The organism is Cupriavidus necator A5-1, from assembly GCF_000744095.1.
GTDB classification, from domain to species: Bacteria; Pseudomonadota; Gammaproteobacteria; order Burkholderiales; family Burkholderiaceae; genus Cupriavidus; species Cupriavidus necator_A.
On record NZ_JQLI01000008.1, the window covers coordinates 1797198 to 1815108 of the forward strand.

General features: G+C 67.0%; 17 protein-coding genes and 1 tRNA gene. 3 read left to right on the plus strand and 15 right to left on the minus strand.

All coding sequences use genetic code 11. From position 1 onward, the window contains the following. Positions 1-5 precede the first annotated feature (5 nt). Complete coding sequence (locus K307_RS32490) at positions 6-893, minus strand: LysR substrate-binding domain-containing protein (protein ID WP_042885061.1); 888 nt, start codon at positions 891-893, stop codon at positions 6-8. 228 nt (positions 894-1121) lie between these two features. Here K307_RS32490 and K307_RS32495 point away from each other — a divergent pair, with 228 nt between their 5' ends. From K307_RS32495 to K307_RS32505, 3 genes are all read left to right on the plus strand, one after another. Further along, positions 1122-2123: an ornithine cyclodeaminase family protein gene (locus K307_RS32495; protein WP_042885063.1), complete on the plus strand. Its 1002-nt coding sequence runs from the start codon at positions 1122-1124 to the stop codon at positions 2121-2123. Continuing rightward, complete coding sequence (locus K307_RS32500; RefSeq protein ID WP_042885065.1) at positions 2120-2956, plus strand: phosphate/phosphite/phosphonate ABC transporter substrate-binding protein; 837 nt, start codon at positions 2120-2122, stop codon at positions 2954-2956. The genes K307_RS32495 and K307_RS32500 overlap by 4 nt, the downstream gene beginning before the upstream one ends. Positions 2957-3081: 125 nt before the next feature. Continuing rightward, positions 3082-4059, plus strand: a complete 978-nt coding sequence (locus K307_RS32505; protein WP_042885066.1) for a tripartite tricarboxylate transporter substrate-binding protein — start codon at positions 3082-3084, stop codon at positions 4057-4059. 131 nt (positions 4060-4190) lie between these two features. Here K307_RS32505 and K307_RS32510 read toward each other — a convergent pair whose 3' ends face one another. From K307_RS32510 to boxC, 14 genes are all read right to left on the minus strand, one after another. Further along, entirely contained in the window at positions 4191-4985 is a 795-nt protein-coding gene (locus tag K307_RS32510) for an ABC transporter ATP-binding protein (protein WP_042885068.1), read from the minus strand. Between the two features lies 1 nt (position 4986). Beyond that, entirely contained in the window at positions 4987-5883 is an 897-nt protein-coding gene (locus K307_RS32515; RefSeq protein WP_042885069.1) for an ABC transporter permease, read from the minus strand. A gap of 178 nt (positions 5884-6061) precedes the next feature. Next, positions 6062-7039: an ABC transporter substrate-binding protein gene (locus K307_RS32520; protein WP_042885070.1), complete on the minus strand. Its 978-nt coding sequence runs from the start codon at positions 7037-7039 to the stop codon at positions 6062-6064. Between the two features lie 277 nt (positions 7040-7316). Then, positions 7317-8375: an aldo/keto reductase gene (locus K307_RS32525; protein WP_042885071.1), complete on the minus strand. Its 1059-nt coding sequence runs from the start codon at positions 8373-8375 to the stop codon at positions 7317-7319. 31 nt (positions 8376-8406) lie between these two features. After that, positions 8407-9441: a quinone-dependent dihydroorotate dehydrogenase gene (locus tag K307_RS32530; protein WP_042885072.1), complete on the minus strand. Its 1035-nt coding sequence runs from the start codon at positions 9439-9441 to the stop codon at positions 8407-8409. Positions 9442-9550: 109 nt separating this feature from the next. Then, positions 9551-10327: an arginyltransferase gene (locus K307_RS32535; RefSeq protein ID WP_042885073.1), complete on the minus strand. Its 777-nt coding sequence runs from the start codon at positions 10325-10327 to the stop codon at positions 9551-9553. 73 nt (positions 10328-10400) lie between these two features. Beyond that, on the minus strand, positions 10401-11153 hold the full coding sequence (aat, locus tag K307_RS32540) for a leucyl/phenylalanyl-tRNA--protein transferase (protein ID WP_042885074.1): 753 nt from the start codon (positions 11151-11153) through the stop codon (positions 10401-10403). 57 nt (positions 11154-11210) lie between these two features. After that, positions 11211-11795, minus strand: a complete 585-nt coding sequence (locus K307_RS32545) for an NUDIX hydrolase (RefSeq protein ID WP_042885075.1) — start codon at positions 11793-11795, stop codon at positions 11211-11213. 196 nt (positions 11796-11991) lie between these two features. Further along, positions 11992-12068: transfer RNA gene (locus K307_RS32550), tRNA-Met, on the minus strand. Between the two features lie 122 nt (positions 12069-12190). Continuing rightward, on the minus strand, positions 12191-12943 hold the full coding sequence (locus tag K307_RS32555) for an RES family NAD+ phosphorylase (protein ID WP_080745290.1): 753 nt from the start codon (positions 12941-12943) through the stop codon (positions 12191-12193). Next, the gene (locus K307_RS32560; protein WP_042885077.1) at positions 12903-13292 is read right to left on the minus strand and encodes an MbcA/ParS/Xre antitoxin family protein; all 390 of its coding nucleotides are present in this window, start codon (positions 13290-13292) and stop codon (positions 12903-12905) included. The genes K307_RS32555 and K307_RS32560 overlap by 41 nt, the downstream gene beginning before the upstream one ends. Before the next feature lie 93 nt (positions 13293-13385). Beyond that, the gene (boxA, locus tag K307_RS32565; RefSeq protein WP_042885078.1) at positions 13386-14633 is read right to left on the minus strand and encodes a benzoyl-CoA 2,3-epoxidase subunit BoxA; all 1248 of its coding nucleotides are present in this window, start codon (positions 14631-14633) and stop codon (positions 13386-13388) included. Positions 14634-14668: 35 nt separating this feature from the next. Then, positions 14669-16093 (minus strand): benzoyl-CoA 2,3-epoxidase subunit BoxB, encoded by a 1425-nt coding sequence (boxB, locus tag K307_RS32570; protein ID WP_042885079.1) that lies wholly within the window; start codon positions 16091-16093, stop codon positions 14669-14671. 38 nt (positions 16094-16131) lie between these two features. Beyond that, positions 16132-17832, minus strand: a complete 1701-nt coding sequence (boxC, locus tag K307_RS32575) for a 2,3-epoxybenzoyl-CoA dihydrolase (RefSeq protein ID WP_051975258.1) — start codon at positions 17830-17832, stop codon at positions 16132-16134. Positions 17833-17911 lie beyond the last annotated feature (79 nt).

Sequence of the window (17911 nt, forward strand, 5' to 3'; positions counted from 1 at the left end):
GCACCTTAGCGCTTCATCATCCCCGTCAACGTATCCACGAATTCCAGCGACAACCGCGACAGCGGTTCCGTCTGCACATGGAAAATCTGTACCGAGGCATTGACGTTGGTGCGCACGGGCACCGCCACGATATTGGGCCAGTCCCCGCCGAACACCGTCATGGCGTCGACCAGGGCGATGCCGGCGCCGGCCTGCGCCAGCGCGCGCGCCACGTGGGCCTGTTCCACCTGCACCCGCATGTCGGGCTGGTCGCCCTCGTTGCCGAACATCTCGTGCACCAGCAAGCCAAACGGTACGTCCTGTCCGTAGCCGATCAGGTCCTCGCCGATCAGGTCGGCCGGGCGCACCCACTTTCGCGCGGCCAGGGGATGCCCCAACGGCACCAGCGCCACGATCTCGTTTTTCACCAGCAGGCGCGCCTCGAGGTTGGGGTGCACCAGCGGCATGTTCGACACCGCCAGGTCCACTTGCCCCGATAGCAGCGCGCGCAGCATATTGCCCGGAATCTGCGTACGCACCACCACGCGCACCGCCGGGTGCGCGGCGCGGAAACTGGCGATGGCGCGCGGCAGCACGGTCTGGCCGAGGTTGGGGCTGCACGTGATGCGCAGGCTGCCGGTGCGGTTGGCGGCAAGGTCCTCGGCAATCTCGTTGACGCGCTCGATCCCTTCATAGACCACGTTCACCTCACCCAGCAGGCGCCGCGCTTCCGGCGTGGGGTAGAGCCGCCCCTTGGTACGGCGAAACAGCTCGAGGCCGAGGCGTTGTTCGGTGTGCGACATCAGCCGGCTGATGGCCGGCTGTGACACATAGAGCAACTTGGACGCACCGCTGATCGAGCCGGTCAGCATCACCGCGCGGAACACCTCGATCTGGCGCAGGTTCATTTTCATGGGATTAACCTGATGTTAAGGTTGGAGGACATATAAGCATATGACAGTCAATGGCGCCATACCTACACTGGACTCCATCGACACACGCTATGTGACCTGGGCCAGGCGCCGCACCGAGGTGGAATACACCTGCAGCGCGAGGCACGGTGAAAGGGCAAGCGTGGCCGAGATGCGGTGCATTACGCACCCCCGGCGTGCAGGTATTCAATCTGGAAGACAGGAGACCGTATGAGCGACATCCATCTCACCTATATCAACGGCAAGGACATCGCCCGGCTGGAACTGACCGACGCCGAAATCCTGGACGCGGTCGAGCAGGCACTGGTAGCGCAGGGCAACGGCCAGACCGTGATCGAGCCGCGCGTGCACCTGATTCCTGACCCGGCCTTCAACGGCCACTTCAACGTGCTGCGCGGCTACGTGGCGCCGCTGGGGCTGGCCGGGGTGAAGATCGTCGGCGACTTCGTCGACAACTACAAGCTCGGCCTGCCGTCGGAGATGGCCATGCTCAACTTGTTCGATCCGCGCACCGGGATTCCGGTGGCGATGGTCGACGCCACCTTCATCACCGATGCCCGCACCGGCGCGCTCACCGCGCTCGGGGCCAAGCACCTGGCGCGCCGCAACAGCAAGGTGCTGGGCCATATCGGCGCGCGCGGCACCTCGTACTGGAACGTGCGCCTGCTCGACAGCCTGTTCGACTTCGACGAGATCCGCGTGCACTCGCGCCGCCCGGAAAGCCGCAATGCCTTTGCCGCGCGGCTGGAGCGCGATCTCGGCAAGAAGATCGTCATCACCGAAGACTGGGAATCGTGCGTGCGCGGCGCCGACATCGTGGTCGAGGCCTCGCGCCTGGAACGCCCGACGCCGATGCTCAAGACCGAATGGATCAAGCCGGGCGCCTTCGTCGTGCCCTACGGCACCATGAGCGCGGTCGAGTTGTCGCTGACCGACATCATGACCAAGATGGTGGTCGACGACTGGGGCCAGTGCAAGGGCGGCATGTTCGGTTCGCTGCGTGCGCATGTGGAAGCGGGCAAGCTGTCGGAACAGACGCTCTATGCCGAGCTCGGCGAGATCGCCGCCGGCCGCAAGCCGGGCCGTCAGAGCGACGATGAGACCAACCTGTTCTGGCATCGCGGCCTGTCGCTGAGCGATATCGCGCTTGGCCACGCCATCCTGAAGAAGGCCGAGCAGCGCGGGCTGGGCCAGAAGCTGGTCTACGCATGATTGCCAACGCACGCATGTACTCGGTCAACGCGCCGGTGGAGCAGGCCTGGCGCGCGCTGCTGGCGCACGTGGCCGACCGCGCCGGCGTGGCCCTGCCGTATGTCGAGCATGCCGCGCCGGCGCCGGTCAACGCGCTGTGGGCGCGGTCGGACTGCGGCTGCGTGTTCATGTGCGGGTATCCCTATGCCAGCGCGCCGGTGCCGCCGCAATTGCTGGCCGCGCCCGTGCCGGCGCTGGCGCGCTACGGCGGGCGCCCGGTCTACTTCAGCGAATTCATCGTGCGTGCGGATGCGCCGGTGCAGACGCTGGCGCAGACCTTCGGCGGGCGGCTGGCATGCATGCTGCCTGAGTCCAACTCGGGCTACAACGCGCCGCGCCATCACCTGATGCGGCTGGCGCCGGCCGGTACCCGTGCGCTGTACCGGCCTGCCGCTGCGCCCACGCCGACCCCGCGCGAGGTCATCGACGCGGTCATCGGCGGGGATGCCGAGGTGGGTGTGGTCGACAGCTATGTGCTGGACCTGCTGCGCCGCTTTGAACCCGGACTGGCAGGCCAACTGAAAACGCTGGACGTGACCCCCGCCGCGCCGATCCCGCCACTGGTGGCCTCCGCGCAGGCCGACCCGCACGAGTGCGCGTATGTGCGCGCCGCGCTGCTGACGCTGCATGAGGGCGCAACGGGGACCGCGCTGCTGGCCATGCTGGGGCTGGCGCGCTTTGCGCCGGTGCTGCCGGCCGACTATGCCGTTCTGCCTGCGCTCGCACGCGAAGCGGACCAGGCTGGGTTTGCGCTGACCGATACCGGACCGGACACGGCCACGCACGATTACTAGACTGCCGGCGCGGTGGGGGAGCCAAGCCTGATCACTGCCAATTAGGGAAAACCGTCATGAAGACCGCTGTGAAACCTGATGTAGAAGCTGCCGTGAAGCCCGCCGTAACGCCTGTCCTTCGACGCATGGCCACGCGCTGCCTGCTCGCCTGCATCGCAGTCTGTGCGCCGTGGCTCGCTGCCGCGCCTGCGCTGGCCCAGCCGCCTGCGTATCCCGCCAAGCCGATCCGCCTCGTGGTGCCGTTCGCCGCCGGCGGGCCCGCGGACGTGCTCGGCCGCGCGGTCGGCGAGGGCATTGCCAAGGCCACCGGCCAGAGCGTGCTGGTCGAGAACAAGGCCGGCGCCGCCGGCACTATCGGCGTCGACATGGTGGCCAAGGCCGCGCCCGACGGCTATACGCTGGCGCTCGTGCCGGTCGGCAATATCGCGGTGAACCCCACGCTGATGCCGAACCTGCCGTACAAGCCGGCCGACCTGGCGCCGGTGTCGATGCTGGCCACCGCCGAGAACGTGCTGGTGGTCAATGCGGCCACGCCGGTCAAATCGCTGGCGGATCTGGTCAAGCTGGCCGGGCAGAAGCCGGGCGAGCTGAGCTTCGCCTCGCCCGGCGCCGGCAGCCAGGCGCACCTGGCCGGCGAACTGCTGCAGCTCGACGCCCGTATCAAGCTGAACCACGTGCCGTACAAGGGCGTCAGTCCGGCCATGACCGATCTGGTCGGCGGCCAGGTGACGATGATGTTCGCACAGATGTCGGCGGCGCTGCCCTATATCAAGGCCGGCAAGCTGCGCCCGCTGGGTGTGGCCAGCGCGAAGCGCTCGGCGGTGCTGCCTGATGTGCCGACCGTCGCCGAACAGGGTTTTCCGAAGTTCGAGGCGGTGTCGTGGTATGCGCTGATGGCTCCGGCGGGGACGCCCGCGGAGATCGTGCGCAAGCTCAGCCAGCATGTTGATGCGGTGCTGGCTGATGCGACGCTGAAGGAAAAGCTGGCCACGCTGGGGATGGAGGCGGCGGGCGGCACGCCGCAGCAGCTAGCGGCTACGATCCAGAAGGAAAGCACGCGGTGGGCGGGCGTCATCCGGCAGCGGCATATCACGATCGACTGAGCTGTCGCACGCTGCTGGTTTGCTGCCCTCTCCCGCAAGCGGGAGAGGGCAGCAAACAGCGGGAGCACTTAAGCGCTGTCGAGGCTTGAAAACAAATATGGGGAGCCGAAGCTCCCCATTTCTACGCTGGGTCACCCCAGCAACAACGCATCATCATCCAACTGCTCATGCCGCGTCTGCTCAAACATCTTCAGCAGATCCGGCACATCCAGCCCCTTGCGCTTCGCGCCCGATACGTCCAGCACCACCTGCCCCTGGTGCAGCATCACCGTGCGCTGCCCATAGTCCAACGCCTGACGCATGCTGTGCGTCACCATCATCGTGGTCAGCTTGCTTTCCTCGACGATGCGCGCGGTCAGCTCCAGCACGAAGGCGGCAGTCTTCGGGTCCAGCGCGGCGGTGTGCTCGTCCAGCAGCAGAATGCGCGACGGCTGCAGCGACGCCATCAGCAGGCTCACCGCCTGGCGCTGGCCACCCGACAGCAGGCCGATGCGGTCCGTCAGCCGGTTCTCCAGCCCCAGGTTCAGCAGCCGCAGCTTCTCGCGGAACAACTCGCGTGAGCCGCGGTTCAACGCCGCGCGGAAGCCGCGCCGGGTGCCGCGCGCCATCGCCAGCGCCATGTTTTCCTCGATGGTCAGCGCCTCGCAGGTGCCGGCCATCGGATCCTGGAACACGCGCGCCACCAGGTGGGCGCGGTCCCACGCCTGCTGGCGGGTGACGTCGGTGTCATCGATGGTAATGCGGCCCGAGTCGACCATCTGGTCGCCGCTGATCGCATTCAGGAAGGTCGACTTGCCGGCGCCGTTGGAGCCGATCACGGCCACGAACTGGCCGCTCGGGATCTCCAGGCTGAGGCCGCGCAGCGCGCGGGTCTCGATCGGGGTGCCCGGGTTGAAGGTGAGCTTCAGGTCTTGTGCGCGCAGCATCTCAGGCACCTCCGTTCTTGCGGGCAAACAGCTTCTTGCGCGTGGCCGGCAGCACCAGCGCGATCGTCACTAGCGCGGCGGTGACCAGGTTCAGGTCCTGCGCCTTCAGGCCGATGAAGTCGCTGTTCAGCGCCAGCGCGATAAAGAAGCGGTAGAGGATGGCGCCCAGCACCACGGCCAGCGTGGTCCAGATCAGGCGGCGTGCCGGCAGCACGGTTTCGCCGATGATCACCGCGGCCAGGCCGATCACGATGGTGCCGATGCCCATCGAGATGTCCGACCCGCCCTGGGTCTGCGCGAACAGCGCGCCGGCCAGTGCCACCAGCGCGTTGGACAGCGCCATGCCGGCCAGCGTGGCGCGGCCGGTGGGGATGCCCTGGGCACGGGCCATGCGCGGGTTGGCGCCGGTGGCGCGCATCGCCAGGCCGAGCTGCGAGCTGAAGAACCAGTCCAGGCCGAGCTTGGCGATCACCACTACCACGAACAGCACCAGCGGGCGCAGCACGTAGTCAGGCAGCCACTCCGGCTGCAGGATGGTGAACAGGGTCGGCTCGGTGATCAGCGGCACGTTGGGGCGGCCCATGATGCGCAGGTTGACCGAGTACAGCGCGATCATCATCAGGATACTGGCAAGCAGGTCCATGATCTTGAGGCGCACGTTGAGCCAGCCGGTGATGAAGCCGGCCAGTGCGCCGGCGGCGATCGCCACCGCGGTGGCGAGGAACGGGTCCTGGCCGGCGGCGATCAGCGTCGCGGCCACGGCGCCGCCGAGCGGGAAGCTGCCGTCAACGGTCAGGTCGGGGAAGTTGAGGATGCGGAAGGAAATCAGCACCCCGAGCGCCACCAGGCTGAAGATCAGGCCGATCTCCAGGGCGCCCAGAAGGGAAAAAAGGGACATGGGGGAATCCTGTTGCGGGGGACCGGCGGCTACCCTGGCACCGGCTTCGGGGCGGGTGGGCCGGCACGCCCGTGTAGGGTCGCCGGCCGCCTCGCCCTGTTCTGTCCCGCCAGCCCGGGTAGGGCCCGGCGGAGCACCCGCCGTCATGCGACGGCAGGAGGGCTGTGCTTGGCAGTGCTTACTTGATGACGGTCTTGGCTTCCTTGATCAGCTCGGGCGACAGCGCGACGCCTTGCTTGGCGGCGGCACCCGTGTTCACGAACAGCTCCAGGTTGTCGCTGGTCTGCGAGGCGATCGCGCCCGGCTTTTCGCCCTTCAGGATGCGCACCACGACCTTGCCGGTCTGGTGGCCCAGGTCACCGTAGTTCACGCCCAGCGCGGCCACGGCGCCACGCTTGACGCTGTCGGTGTCGGCAGCGACCAGCGGGATCTTCGATTCGTTGGCGACCTTGACCAGGGCCTCATACGCCGACACCACGTTGTTGTCGGTGTTGGTGTAGATCACGTCGACCTTGCCGATCAGGCTCTTGGCGGCCGGGCCGATGTCCACGGTGCGCGGCGCGGCGGCTTCCTTCAGGGTCAGGCCTTCCTTGGTCAGCAGTTCCTTCAGTTCCTTGACCACCACCACCGAGTTGGCTTCACCCGGGTTGTAGACCATGCCGACGGTCTTGGCCTTGGGCACCACACGCTTGATCAGGGCGACCTGCTTGTCCAACGGCAGCTTGTCCGACACGCCGGTCACGTTGGTGCCCGACGGGGCCCAGCTCTTGACCAGCTGCGCGGCGACCGGATCGGTCACGCCCGAGTACACCACCGGCACGCTCTTGGTGGCGGCGACCACGGCCTGGGCCGACGGGGTGGCGATGGCAACGATCGCGGTGGGGTTGTCGCCGACGAACTTGCGGGCGATCTGCGCGGCGGTGCCGGTGTTGCCCTGCGCGCTCTGGTATTCCCACTTCAGGCTCTTGTCGGCGTCATAGCCGGCGGCCTTCAGTTCCGCGCGCACGCCGTCACGGATGGCGTCCAGTGCGGGATGGTCGACGATCGACAGCACCTTGACGGTCTGGGCCTGCACGGCGCCGCCGTACAGCAGGGCCAGCGCCACGGCGCCGCCCAGGATCGACTTGGTTGCTGCGAGACCCTTGATGGACTTCATTCTCTGTTCTCCCCCGAAAGCTCGGTTCTGGATAGGATGCGGCCGCGGATGGTTCGGTCCGCCGTCCTGGCGCGCGCCCGCGCGCAGGCGGACGGTGCCGGTCCGGGGCGTGCGCTGACGGCTTCCTGCGGCAGGAGGGAGCGTGCGCGGGCGCATCGGATGCGACAGCGATAAGCCTGCGAGGATACCACTTCTCGCGCACGAAATGCGTAGTCATCATGCCAAAGTGGGGCATCCGATGCTGTCAGACGCCCGCTATCGGCCATCCAGGCGCATATTATTGCGCGGGATTCGTGATCTGCTTGTGGATTACCCCGATTGCGGCGACGACATCTTCATGCAGTTGCGCGTCCTTGGCGTCGAGGTTTTCCTCGAGTTGGGCCAGGGTGGTGGCGCCGATGATCGTGCTGGCGGCGAACCAGCGCGAGTAGCACCAGGCCAGCGCCAGCATGACGGGGGACAGGCCGTTAGTTTTCGCCAGCTCGACATAGCGCGCCGAGGCTGCCATGGTCTCCGGGCGCATGTAGCGCGGGCTCCAGTCCGCGCCAAAGCGCGACAGGCGGCCCTTGGCTTCGGCATTGAAGACCGGGCTGGCGGCATCGCCCGACAGGTACTTGCCGGTGAGCTGCCCGAACGCCAGCGGGCTGTAGGCCAGCAGGCTGACGTCGGTGCGGAAGCAGGCCTCATCCAGCCCCTGTTCGAAGCTGCGGTTGACCAGGTTGTATGGGTTCTGGACGGTGGCGATGCGCGGCAGGCCATGTTGCTCGGCCAGGCGCACGAACTCGGCCACGCCCCACGGGGTTTCATTCGAGACGCCGAAGTAGCGGATCTTGCCGGCTTGCACCAGTTCGCCCATCACTTCGAGCTGCGCCTGGATCGAGGTGCACTCGCGCTCCTTCTGCGGATCGAAGCTGAGCTGCCCGAAGATCGGCGCATTCCGCGCCGGCCAGTGGATCTGGTACAGGTCGATATAGTCGGTCTGCAGGCGGCGCAGCGATTCGTCCACCGCCACGCGGATGCCGGCCGGGGTCAGGTCGTCGCCGTTGCGGATCCACGGCATGCGGCCCGGGCCGGCCACCTTGGTCGCCAGCACCACGCGGTCGCGCGGCTGGCGCCTGAGCCAGGTGCCGACGATGCGCTCGGTCTGGCCGTAGGTTTCGGCGCGCGGCCTGACCGGGTACATCTCGGCGGTGTCGATAAAGTTGACGCCGCGCGAGAAGGCGTAGTCGAGCTGGCTGTGACCCTCGGCTTCGGTGTTCTGCTCGCCGAAGGTCATGGTGCCGAGGCAGATGCGCGAGACCTGCAGGTCGCTGCGACCGAGTCGGATGGTTTCCATGGCGGGTAGGGTGGTCGGTTAGGGGAAAAACTCAGCTGCGCAGCGCCGCGGCGCACTCGCGCACCAGCGCCGGGCCGCGGTAGATCATACCGCTGTAGACCTGCACCAGCTTCGCGCCAGCGTCGATCTTGGCGCGTGCATCGGCGCCGCTGAAGATGCCGCCCACGCCGATGATCGGCACCGCATCGCCGACCACGCTGCGCAGCGCGCGCACCACCCGCGTCGACGGCTCGAACACCGGGCGCCCGGACAGGCCGCCGGCTTCCTCCGCATGCGGCAAGCCCTTGACCGCGTCGCGCGAGATCGTCGTATTGGTGGCGATCACGCCGTCGATCTTGTGGCGCACCAGTGCATCGCCGATATTGCCGATCTGGTCGGCATCGAGATCCGGCGCGATCTTCAGCGCCAGTGGCACATAGCGCTTGTGCTGGTCGGCCAGGCGCTGCTGCGCGTTCTTCAGCGTCGACAGCAGGCTGTCAAGTTCGCTGGCGCCCTGCAGCTGGCGCAGGTTCTTGGTGTTGGGCGACGAGATATTGACCGTCACGTAGCTGGCGTGCGGGTAGACGCGCTCCAGGCAGTACAGGTAATCGTCGTTGGCGCGCTCGATCGGCGTATCGGCGTTTTTGCCGATATTCAGGCCCAGCACGCCGCCCTCGGCCTTCCAGCGCGAGGCCTTCACGTTGGCGACAAAGGCATCGACGCCACCGTTGTTGAAACCCATGCGGTTGATCAACGCATCCGCCTGCGGGAGGCGGAACATGCGCGGGCGCGGGTTGCCCGGCTGCGCGCGCGGCGTGACCGTGCCGACCTCGATAAAGCCAAAGCCAAAAGCGGCCAGCCCGTCGATATAGGCGCCGTCCTTGTCCAGCCCCGCGGCCAGCCCGACCGGGTTGGGGAAGCGCACCCCCATCACCGTGCGCGGATCGTCGGCAATCTTGTTGCCGATGCAGCCGGCCAGGCCCATGCGGTGGGCGCGGATCAGGTTGTTCAGCGTGAAATGGTGGGCGTCCTCGGCATCCATCGAGAACAGGGCTGGGCGAAACAGGGGGTAGAGCGCGTTGAGCACGTGGGGAGGCGGCCGGCGGGGCGGCGCAGAAGTCGATACCAGGCCCGCATTGTAGCGGCAGGGCGCTTGCCCGGACGGCCCGGCCTGCTGGTCCCGCTTGCAGGCCCCATTATTCCTGCGTAGCCGGCGGCACCGGGCTGGCGACGTCTTCGAACGCATGCCAGAGGTTGCCGGTCAGCACCTGCAGCGGGTGGAAGCGCGCCTTGTACGCCATCTTGCGGCTGTCGGCGATCCAGTAGCCCAGGTACAGGTGCGGCAGGCCCAGTTCGCGGGTCTGGCGGATCTGCCACAGGATGTTGTACGTGCCGTAGCTGGCGTTGCGCTCGAGCGGGTCGTAGAAGGTGTAGACCGACGACAGCCCGTCGTCGAGCACGTCGATCATGCTGACCATGCGCAGGCGCCCGGCCTCGGGCGATCCCGGCGGCTCGCGGAACTCGACCAGGCGGGAGTTGACGCGGCTTTGCAGCAGGAACTGCTCGTACTGGTCGCGGCTGTCCTGGTCCATGCCGCCGCCGGCGTGGCGCATCGACTGGTACAGCAGGTACAGCGAATAGTGCTCTTCGACGTAGGTCAGCGGCGCCACCAGCGCCTGCAAGTGCTCATGCCGGCGCCAGGCGCGGCGTTGCGAGCGGTCGGGCGCGAACTGGTCGACCACCACGCGGCACGGCGTGCAGGCGTGGCAGTCGTCGCAGTAGGGGCGGTAAGTGAAGATGCCGCTGCGACGGAAGCCGGCGCGCACCAGGCGCGAATAGACGTCGGCATTGATCAGGTGCGCGGGCGTGGCGACCTGCGAGCGCGCCATGCGGCCTTCGAGATAGCTGCAAGCGTAGGGCGCCGTGGCGTAGAACTGCAGCGCGGAGAGCGGTAGTTCCTTCAGCTTGCTCATGACTCAGGGGGCTCCGGGCGGGACGGTGCGGGTGGACGGACGGTCAGTCAGCAGTGGCGTCCAGTGCCAGGATTCAGCCGGCCGGCGCCGCTGGCGTCCCGGCCCAGCGCTCCAGCACCGATTTGTCGAACCGCCACGGGTTGATCGCCGGCAGCGCCGTCGCCGCCCGCACATGTGCCACGAACTCGGCGCGCGGGATGGGGCGCGCACCCAGCGAGGCCAGGTGATCGGTTTCCTGCTGGCAGTCTATCATCGCCACGCCGTGGTTGCCGAGGAACGCGCACAGCGCCGCCAGCGCGATCTTGGAGGCATCGGTGCGGTGCGCGAACATCGATTCGCCGAAGAACATCCGCCCCATTGCCACGCCATACAGGCCGCCCACGCGCTCGCCGCGGTACCAGCTCTCGACCGCGTGCGCCATGCCGTTGCGGTGCAGCGTGCCGTACGCCGCCACGATCTCGTCGGTGATCCAGGTGCCGTCCTGGCCGTCGCGCGGCGTGGTGGCACAGGCGCGCATCACCGCCAGGAAGTCGTCGTCGACGCGGATTTCCCAGTCAGGGTCGCGCAGCACGCGCCGCAGCGTCTTGCGCAGCGTGGCCGAGACGCGCAGCGCCGGCGGCGCCAGCACCATGCGCGGGTCGGTGCTCCACCACAGCACCGGCTGGCCGCTCGAATACCACGGGAAGATGCCCTGGCGGTACGCTAGCAGCAGCCGCTGGGGCGACAGGTCGCGGCTCGCGGCCAGCAGGCCGGGGGCTTCGGAGTCCGGTCCGAGCGCACGCTCCACCGGCGGAAAAGGGTCCTGCGGGTCCAGCCAGGCGATCATGCGGGCCGTGCCGATGGAGGGCGAGGGTGGGCGGTGGAGGGTTTTCCGGCCCGCCGCTCAGGGCGTGACCGTGGCCCGGCTGGTCAGCGGGCGCATGGGCTTGTCGATATCCAGGCTGTGCAGCCGGAAGCTGCCTTCCTGCAGCCGGCCGGCGGCGCGGTCGGCAAAGAAGCAGCGCAGGGTGTGGATCACAGTGGGGAAGGCCAGTTCATCCCACGGCACATCGGCCTCTTCCACCAGCTTGACCTCCAGGCTTTCCTCGCCCGGGGCGATATCCAGGTCGTCCAGCGTGGCCAGATAGAAAAGATGCACTTGGTGCACGTGCGGCACGTTCAGGATGGAGAACAGTTCCCCTACCTGCACGCGCGCACCGGCTTCTTCCAGCGTCTCGCGCGAAGCGGCCTGGGCCGTGGTTTCGCCGATCTCCATGAAGCCCGCCGGCAGGGTCCAGAAGCCGTAGCGCGGCTCGATCGCGCGTTTGCACAGCAGGACCTTGTCTTCCCACACCGGAATCGTGCCGACAACGTTGCGGGGATTGACATAGTGGATGGTGCCGCAGTTGTCGCAAACGCTGCGCGGGCGGTTGTCGCCGTCAGGTACGCGCAACACGACCGCATGACCACAGTTCGAGCAGAATTTCATGAGGGGCGTCCGGGAGGAATGGCGAAAGTGTATCACCCTCGCAGAGGGGGCCGGGCTGTGATGCGGCCGGTTGGGGGGGCCGTCGGTTGGGGGTGCGCACAAGCCGGTACCCAAAACAAAAAAACCCGCCGATGGCGGGTTTGTCTGTATGACGGATCGGATGCGTTTGCAGTGATCAACCGCATTATCATGCGGTTGGTTGCGGGGGCAGGATTTGAACCTGCGACCTTCGGGTTATGAGCCCGACGAGCTGCCAGACTGCTCCACCCCGCGTCCGTCGAAGAAAAGATTATATGGCATCCGGTTGCGCAATGCAACACCTGTTTAAAAATACCTTGAGGCGGTGCGCACTTCCGCCTGCCATAACGCTTAGATCGCCGGCACGGGGCCGAGGTTCAGCCGTTGTTGGCGCTTTCGCTTGTGCGCTGCCACAGCGTGGCTTCGAACTCGAAGCTGTCTCGTTGCTGCAGGTCGTCGCGCTGCCAGATCACGCGGTCGCGGCGCACCGTCAGCATCCACGTCGTGGTGGCCAGCGGGGCCGGGTGAGAGAAGGCGCGCGGCGTCAGCACCGCGCCGCAGGGGCCGTGCTGCGGGTCGCGCACGGAAGTGTAGCGGATCATGCCGAGGCCGGCCTCGCGCGCGACGCGGCCGAAGACCTGGCAGGGTTCGTGGTTGTCGGGATCGGTCCAGGCGTCGCGATCGCGGTCGAAAGGCGGCGCGTCCAGTGCCACGCCGTCGGTATTGACGCGGACTTCGAACAGCGTCTGCGCGCGGGCGTCGATGCCCGGCAGCGCGGGGCTGTCGTTGAGGAAGCGCCAGCGCCAGTAGCCGAGCTCGGCGCAGGCAGTGCGGATTTCGTTGGCGCCATAGAACACGCCCGGATCCTGGCCGGCGCGAAAGCGCGAGCCCCAGGGCGAGGGCGGATAGCGGAACGGGGTGAACAGCAGGTAGTGCAGGTGGCGCGCCTCGATCGGCACGGCCGGCTTGCCGGCATCGAGCACGGCTTCCAGCACAGCCTGTTCTTCGAGGCTGTCGACCAGCGGCATGGTGGAGACTACGTGCTGGGCTTCCACCGCCCGCCACAGCGTGAGCGCGAACTGCCTGCGCTCAGATGCGACCGCGGGTGGCGTCCAGGTAGTGAACGACACGAACCAGACCTTCCGTCGTACGGATCATTTCAAGGGGCTTGCCGCCCAGCGCCAGGTTTTCATGGGTCAGCCATAGCCGGGCCTGGTCGCCGTGGCCGAGGATCGCGTCCAGCGAGCGGAACAGGCGCACGAACAGTACGCCGAATTCCCATTCCTTGCGGTGCGCATCGAGCACATAGCCGCCCGATGCCATGCGCGAAACTGAGGCCGTGCTGATGCCCAGCACGCTCGCCACCACGGCCTGGCTGATGCCGAGGAAGCCGGCGGCGCGCATTACCGCCTTGGTCAGCGTGGTGCCGGGGTCGGGGCCACCGGCGGGATCGGTTTCCGGAATCCGCCTAGATTGCATCGCCTTTGCTCCTGTTTCTTCAGAAATATTATAGGCCATGCATTTCAGAAGGGAAGTGTTTGCTGAAAAAATCAGCAAAATGTGGGGCAGGCGCTAGTACGTCTCGATATGCAGCCGGCCTTGGGCCTTCATCGCGGTTTCCAGCCCTGTCCAGCTAAGACCGGCGCTGGCGCAAACCGTTTCAAACGCCGCCAGCACGCCTTCCTCCATCCCTTTCAGGCCGCAGATATAGACGTGGCCGTTGGGATCGGCGAGCAGCGTGGCCACGCTGCCGGCGGCTTCGCGGATCGCGTCCTGCACATAGCGGCGCGGCGTGGCGGGATCGCGCGAGAAGGCAAAGTGGATGTCGAGGAAATCCTTCGGCAGCTTCAGCAGCGGACCGAAGTAGGGCAGTTCGTTGGCGTTGCGCGCGCCGAAGAACAGCATCCGCCGCCCGCCGAAGTGCGCCATGTTGCGGCGCATGCGCTCGGTCATGGCGCGCATCGGCGCCGAGCCGGTGCCGGTGCAGATCATCATCACGCTGGCCTCGGCGTGGTTGGGCATCAGGAAGGTGGCGCCGAACGGGCCGACCACCTGCACCGTATCGCCCTTGGCCAGGTCGCACAGGTAGTTGGAGGCGACGCCCTGCACCGGGTTGCCGTCGTGGTCCTGGTCGACCCGTTTCACGGTCAGTGCGAGGTTGTTATAACCCGGCCGCTCGCCGTCACGCGGGCTCGCGACCGAGTACAGGCGGATGTAGTGCGGCTTGCCCGACGCGTCGGTGCCAGGCGGCACGATGCCAATGGACTGGCCTTCAAGGATCGGGAAAAAGTGGGTGCCGAAGTCCAGCACGATATGGTGGACATCGCTGGACGCGTCCTCCGCCGTCAGTCGGTAGTTGCCGGCCACGGTCGCCGTGACCGGCGCGCGTACGCCATGCAGGTTGATGTAGGGATGGGCGGCTGACCAGGGCGCGCGTGGCGAGGTATGGCTGCTGGTTTCCACGGACTGGATTGTGGCGTCCGTCGTCGTGCCCGTACCGGTGGCCGGCGCGGTATCGGCCGTTGCCTCGGTCGCGTCACCCAGGTCCGGCAACGGCACCTCCGCCGGCAGTTCGTCCCACAGCAGTTGCGCCTCGATCGAATAAGCCTCGCCGCGCAGCATGGTGCGCCAGTTGTCGATGGCGCCGGTCGGGCAGGGCGACAGGCACGCATTGCAGCCGTTGCACACGTCCGCCTTGACCACATAGTTGCGGTCGTCGTGGGTGATCGCGTCGAGCGGGCAAGTGTCTTCGCAGGTATTGCAGCGGATGCAGATTTCCGGGTCGATCAGGTGCTGCTTGATGATGTCGGGGGCGCCCATGGCGTGTCTCCGGTGTCTCCTTCTTGTTCTTGGGCTCAGTTGAAACGCACGTATTCGAAATCCATCGGCTGGCGGTTGATGCCCACTGCCGGCGGCGCGATCCAGTTGGCGTACTTGCCGGGTTCGACCACGCGGCCCATCAGGCTGGCGACAAAGGCGCGGTCCTCGTCGGTGGCGAGCCACTTGAACTCGTTGGCCTTCCATTCGGCTTCGGAAATTAGTTCGCCATCGGGCGACACGTGCACATTGGCGAGCGTGCCGATCTTGCGGTTGAAGGCCTTGTGCGGCACGGTCAGGCGGAACGCGACGCCTGCTTTCTCGATCACCTTGTTCCAGCGCGCCACGCCGCCCAGGCTGTCCTTGATGTAGTCGTCGCGCAGCACTTCGTTGAGCGCGTTGAGCATCGGCACCTCGCGCTCGCCGAGGTGGCCGTCGCGCACTTCCAGCACGCGGTAGACATCGCTCTTGAGCACGTGATCGTCGGCGCGCTTGCCTTCCTCGAAGCGGCCCTTCAGGCCCGCGCTGTAGAAGGTGGCCGCGTTGGATGACTGGTCGGCGCCGAACAGGTCGATGGTCACGCTGTAGTGGAAGTTCAGGTAGCGCTGGATGGTTTCCAGGTCGATCACGCCGGCGGCGCGCACCTGGGCCGGGTCCTCGATGCCGCGCTCGCGCATCACCTCGCAGGTGCGCTGGATCACGCGCGATACGCCCGATTCACCGACGAACATATGGTGCGCCTCCTCGGTCAGCATGAAGCGCGTGGTGCGCGCCAGCGGATCGAAGCCGGACTCGGCCAGCGCGCATAGCTGGTACTTGCCGTCGCGGTCGGTGAAGTAGGTGAACATGAAGAACGACAGCCAGTCCGGCGTGCGTTCGTTGAAGGCGCCGAGGATGCGCGGGTTGTCCTGGTCGCCCGAGCGCCGATCCAGCAGCGCCTCGGCTTCCTCGCGGCCGTCGCGGCCGAAGTAGCGGTGCAGCAGGTACACCATTGCCCACAGGTGGCGGCCTTCTTCCACGTTGACCTGGAACAGGTTGCGCAGGTCGTACAGGCTGGGCGCGGTCAGGCCCAGGTGGCGTTGCTGCTCGACCGAGGCTGGCTCGGTGTCGCCCTGCGTCACGATGATGCGGCGCAGGTTGGCGCGGTGCTCGCCCGGCACGTCCTGCCAGGCGGCTTCGCCCTTGTGCTCGCCGAAATGGATCCTGCGCTCCGGGTCGGCCGGCTGCAGGAAGATGCCCCAGCGGTAGTCCGGCATCTTGACGTGCTCGAAATGCGCCCAGCCCGATGGATCGACCGACACCGCCGTGCGCAGGTACACGTCAAAGTTGTGAGAGCCTTCCGGCCCCATGTCGCGCCACCAGTCGAGGAAGGCCGGCTGCCAGTGCTCCAGGGCACGCTGCAGCGCGCGGTCGTCGGACAGGTTGACGTTGTTGGGGATCTTCTGGCTGTAGTCGATGCTCACGGGGTGTCTCCTTTGTTATCTGGCGTGGGTGCGCGTGTCTACACGCGGTCCCAGTCGAAGCGCGCCTTGTTGCCGGTGCCGAAGACCTTCAGCGCACCGTTCTCGCCGACGGCATTGGGGCGCTGGAAGATCCAGTTCTGCCACGCGGTCAGGCGGCCGAAGATGCGCGTTTCCATGGTCTCCGCGCCGCCGAAGCGCAGGTTGGCTTCCATCCCGGTCAGTGCGTCCGGCGACAGGCTGGCGCGTTCTTCCAGGGCGATGCGGATCTCGTCTTCCCAGTCGATATCGTCCGGCGCGGCGGTGATCAGCCCGAGCGAGTCGGCGCTGAGCGCGTCGAGTGGCGCGCCGATGTGGTCGCGCACCGCGGTGAGCGCCGCTTCGTCGCCGTAGAAGCGCGCCGACAGCCGGGTTTGGCCGTTGGGCATCGGGTAGCGGCCGAAGTTGACCGGCGACACGAAGATGCGCGGCGCGTCGTCGGGCGCGTCGGGCAAGTGCAGCATGTAGCTGCGGTCGGCCGTCAGCGCCAGATCCAGCAGCGTGCCGGCAAAGCAGGAATCCTGCTCGATCAGCGCGATCAGGCTGCGCGACGACACATCGAGCCGCGCCAGCGTGCGGCGCAGCATGCCGATGGTTTCGCGCACGAACCAGTGGCCGGCATGCGCTTCCAGCAGCGCATCGGCGGCCAGCACCTGGGCCGGGTCGCCGTCGGTCTTGAGCACCCAGATGCCGATGTCAAGGTGGTTGGTGCGCAGCGTCAGGATGGCGTCGTCGAGCTCGCGCGCCATCTTCAGCGGCCACCATTGCGCGCCGGCCGCGACCACGCCGGCAAGGTCGGCGGGCTGGTGCTTGTCCGGGCCGAACACGGTAATCGTGGCCTTGCGCGCGGCGGGGTCGACATGCACGCGCACGGTCTCGTAGCGGTAGCCGTCGGGCTCGATGGTGCGCGACAGCGGTGTCAGCGTGATGCCGTGGTGGCCCTGGGGCCGATCGCTGGTGGCGGCCAGCGCCGTGGCGCGCTCGGCGATGTGCTCGGTAAAGCGCGCCGGCTTGACCACTTCGTCGACCAGCTTCCAGTCCTTCGCGCGCTGGCCGCGCACGCCTTCGGTGGTGGTGCAGAAGATATCGGCATGGTCGCGCCGGACATGGCGCTTGTCGGTCACGCGGGTCAGGCCGCCGGTGCCGGGCAGCACGCCCAGCAGCGGCACTTCGGGCAGGCTCACCGCGGAGGAGCGGTCGTCTACCAATACGATCTCGTCGCACGCCAGCGCCAGCTCGTAGCCGCCGCCGGCGGTGGTGCCGTTGCAGGCCGCGATGAATTTCAGGCCGGAGTGCCGGCTGGCATCCTCGATGGCATTGCGCGTTTCATTGGTGAATTTGCAGAAGTTGACCTTCCACGCGTGCGACGACTGGCCCAGCATGAAGATATTGGCGCCCGAGCAGAAAATGCGATCGCGTGCGCTGGTGAGCACCACGGTGCGGACTTCGGGATGCTCGAAGCGGATGCGCTGCAGCGCATCGTGCAGTTCGATATCGACGCCGAGGTCGTAGGAATTGAGCTTCAGCGAGTAGCCGGGGCGCAGTCCGCCTTCCTCATCGACATCCATCGCCAGCGTGGCGACCGGGCCGTCGAAGCTCAGTTTCCAATGGCGGTATTGATCGGGATGGCGCTCGAATGTGACAGGGGCGGTTGCTTCTGCCTGAGCGTCAGGCTGCAGTGGGGCGGTTGCCGGCGCGGACATGGCTGTCTCCTTGATGCACTATAGTGCCTTGCGGCTTTTGATGAAATATAGTGCAGCGAGACGCCCTGCGCAATGCCTT

Excerpts from the sequence above, each read along its gene's own strand:
- K307_RS32490 (WP_042885061.1), bottom strand. The coding sequence starts at position 893 with ATGAAAATGAACCTGCGCCAGATCGAGGTGTTCCGCGCGGTGATGCTG.
- K307_RS32495 (WP_042885063.1), top strand. The coding sequence starts at position 1,122 with ATGAGCGACATCCATCTCACCTATATCAACGGCAAGGACATCGCCCGG.
- K307_RS32500 (WP_042885065.1), top strand. The coding sequence starts at position 2,120 with ATGATTGCCAACGCACGCATGTACTCGGTCAACGCGCCGGTGGAGCAG.
- K307_RS32505 (WP_042885066.1), top strand. The coding sequence starts at position 3,082 with ATGGCCACGCGCTGCCTGCTCGCCTGCATCGCAGTCTGTGCGCCGTGG.
- K307_RS32510 (WP_042885068.1), bottom strand. The coding sequence starts at position 4,985 with ATGCTGCGCGCACAAGACCTGAAGCTCACCTTCAACCCGGGCACCCCG.
- K307_RS32515 (WP_042885069.1), bottom strand. The coding sequence starts at position 5,883 with ATGTCCCTTTTTTCCCTTCTGGGCGCCCTGGAGATCGGCCTGATCTTC.
- K307_RS32520 (WP_042885070.1), bottom strand. The coding sequence starts at position 7,039 with ATGAAGTCCATCAAGGGTCTCGCAGCAACCAAGTCGATCCTGGGCGGC.
- K307_RS32525 (WP_042885071.1), bottom strand. The coding sequence starts at position 8,375 with ATGGAAACCATCCGACTCGGTCGCAGCGACCTGCAGGTCTCGCGCATC.
- K307_RS32535 (WP_042885073.1), bottom strand. The coding sequence starts at position 10,327 with ATGAGCAAGCTGAAGGAACTACCGCTCTCCGCGCTGCAGTTCTACGCC.
- aat (WP_042885074.1), bottom strand. The coding sequence starts at position 11,153 with ATGATCGCCTGGCTGGACCCGCAGGACCCTTTTCCGCCGGTGGAGCGT.
- K307_RS32545 (WP_042885075.1), bottom strand. The coding sequence starts at position 11,795 with ATGAAATTCTGCTCGAACTGTGGTCATGCGGTCGTGTTGCGCGTACCT.
- K307_RS32560 (WP_042885077.1), bottom strand. The coding sequence starts at position 13,292 with ATGCAATCTAGGCGGATTCCGGAAACCGATCCCGCCGGTGGCCCCGAC.
- boxA (WP_042885078.1), bottom strand. The coding sequence starts at position 14,633 with ATGGGCGCCCCCGACATCATCAAGCAGCACCTGATCGACCCGGAAATC.
- boxC (WP_051975258.1), bottom strand. The coding sequence starts at position 17,832 with ATGTCCGCGCCGGCAACCGCCCCACTGCAGCCTGACGCTCAGGCAGAA.